3 pseudogenes are annotated in these 2,646 nt (G+C 37.8%); all 3 read right to left on the bottom strand.

The window, feature by feature from the left end:
• Nucleotides 1-437: 437 nt before the first annotated feature.
• A pseudogene (locus ACFIL8_RS09025) lies at nucleotides 438-1,107 on the bottom strand (phage antirepressor KilAC domain-containing protein).
• Nucleotides 1,108-1,705: 598 nt separating this feature from the next.
• Nucleotides 1,706-2,275 (bottom strand): annotated as a pseudogene (locus tag ACFIL8_RS09020) (hypothetical protein).
• 3 nt (nucleotides 2,276-2,278) lie between these two features.
• A pseudogene (locus ACFIL8_RS09015) lies at nucleotides 2,279-2,598 on the bottom strand (hypothetical protein).
• Nucleotides 2,599-2,646: the final 48 nt, after the last annotated feature.

Here is a 2,646-nt window from a genome sequence, read left to right as displayed (position 1 = left end):
TCCAGTGACTAAATGGCATACAGGGGAGCAAGGAAGCAGTTTACGTGTAGACATAAATGTTATGTTGGGAGGAGGCGGTTGGACTGGTGGCTCTAACAATGATCATCTTGTGCGGAACTTTGCGCTTTCTCGTTATGTAGAAGATGAAAAATAGGCGCCCGTGGATGTAGCGAGCCACTTTATTATAATTAGCGCGAGATTGATTAGAACATCATTTTATCCAACCTCACTTATGTGGGGCTTTTGTTATGGAGCGTCATATGAGAAAGATATCGAAAGAAGGATTGGCACTTCATCTTGAAGTTTTTAAAACAAAGTTTTTTCTACTAAACTCATGGTGTCAACCATGAGCAGTACAATCTTATCACTCATATTTTCATGTCTAGAAAATTGAGATAATGCCATCCATAAATCGCATAAGAAGTTAGAACCTACCTTCATTGCACACCTTCGTGGATTTGTTCTCTCAAACATGCCGCCAATCCTTTAGGTGTGATTTTTGTTGAAGGCAGCACCTTTTCTGTTCCATCCGGTTTTTGAATGGTGATGGCAGAACAGTCCATGAATCCTTTGTTGATTTTATCCTGATTAAGGTAACAATGGACCACTTGGAGCACGTCGATACACCCAATCATTTTTACGCAAGTAATCTATTAAATCCTTTGGTCTTATCTCCAACATCTTCACGGTTTCAAACAAACCAAACAAACCATCAGAGCGTTTTAAGCCTTCTAAAGCTTTTGCTTTTGGTGCTAATTCTGAAATAACATGGTCTTTCTGCTCAATTTGATTTTGTAGATGATTTAAGGCGCCAAGTAATACTTCGGGTTTGGAGTAATCAATTTATGGAATAGCTACTTGTCTTTCCAACGGTTAATTATCTTTGCTCGTAAGGCAGTGCTGTAACTAGAAACAAGAATTAAGCATTCACGCTTTGGCGGGTTATAACAAGGGCGGCTTTCACCTTATGTTATCAAGGTAGTGCCCACCAAAATCAACCTTCTCAAATTTGAGGGCGTTAAGTTCTTCAAGCGTTTTCTTGATGTCACGCATAATATTGTCATGCCTTTTGCCACATAATTCAGTAATTTTAATAATGGTATTCATAAAGAATTCTTAGATGTTAGACGTTCCTTAATGACATTCTAAAAGAGTGCTGGTCGCTAAGAAACACGGCATCTAGTCCGTCGTTATGCCTTTCCCCGAAGGGGGGGATATGGCATAGCCACACCTGACAAAGCTATTATATGCATGTAGCATAGAATGAGTTAAAGCTTTTAAATTGCGGAAGATTAGTTATTTCGGCAACTAATCCGCTAGTTGTTTTAAGGTGTTTTTGAGGCACCTGATTTGAAAATACCTATTACTAGAATTGTCCAGTAATAAAAATTACTTTTTGCTAAGAAAACGTTTCACATACTGTACAGTGTACATATTGAAATTGTTATTTATCAATGAGTTAAGTGTACAATGTACAGTCAAATTGAAAATTCTGTCGCTAGCGATAGTTCGCACTAGCCTGTCCCGCAACGAAGCCAACCCGCTGAGAAGTACCTTTTATATTGATTTTATTGACTTTTTTATGGAAAAACAAAGCATAAGTGATAATCTGTTTTTAAAATTGCAATCAAAGTGTGTAATGCATAAACTCATAAGGATATGGAATATATAGATAAAGTTTAAGAACATAATCTAGCCTTTCTTATTAACAGCCAGCGTATTCATGATGAGCAAGTTGGTACTGTATATTGGCAATTAATCTCTCATTGGCTTTTTTTACAATAGCACTTGTAATCTCTGGCTTTGACATCACCCTAGCAATTGAGGGTCCCTCTTGTTTTGCAATGGGGAATTGATTTCCATCCACTCTTTGAAAAACATTACCATTCAGCTTTTTTAATTCAACAGGCTTTGGAAAACTCCCATCCTTGATAAAAACATGGGCAAGATTTGTTTTTTTACAAACATTTTGTAAGCCACGCTGCGTTTTGTTCTTTTGCTTTAAAAAATTTAAGAAGTATCGGTGTTCCAGGACCAATGATATCTGTCTCAAGAAACCTTGCTGTCGCCTTTTCTTTAATATAAACACCTCTTCTTATACGCTTTATTTGGGCTGATGAGATGTCGGCAATTTGCTTTTCAGTAAAGCGTTCGACTGTTTTGCTGCGGTGTTTAGAGCATTACGCACAGCCCAATTAAGGCGTGGTGCTTGAAGACTGGTGAAGGTATCCTTCACCTGTTGAAGATACCATTTTGGGTAGATGATTAACTTCAACGTCTAAGCCTTTTTAAGAGTAGGTGTTGATGATTGAGAGACCTTAGATGCTTTTGGTTTTTCGAGTAAGGTTTCTTCAGTCATTGGTTCAGATGATGTTTGTGCTACTTCTTGTTCTATCTGCTTAATTTGTTCAACTGTCTTTTCAGGTTTTGCTGTTGTTTTGACGTCAACAAAAGGTTTTGAGCATTGGCGCGCTTGAGACGTGCGTAGACCTGATTAGAAACTTCAACAAATGGATTATTGGGGGGTAATGGTTCAAAGCGAACAGTGCTTTTATTGTCGCCAACAACACACATTGGCTTAGTGATGACAGCTTTCATTATGGCTCCTTTTGAGTCATAATTAATGACATCATTAGTCAAATATTG

It is taken from the genome of Bartonella sp. AP57NXGY, from assembly GCF_042195805.1.
Lineage (GTDB): Bacteria > Pseudomonadota > Alphaproteobacteria > Rhizobiales > Rhizobiaceae > Bartonella.
Note: the sequence above shows the minus strand (reverse complement) of the source record. Positions and strands in the feature narration are given on the sequence as shown.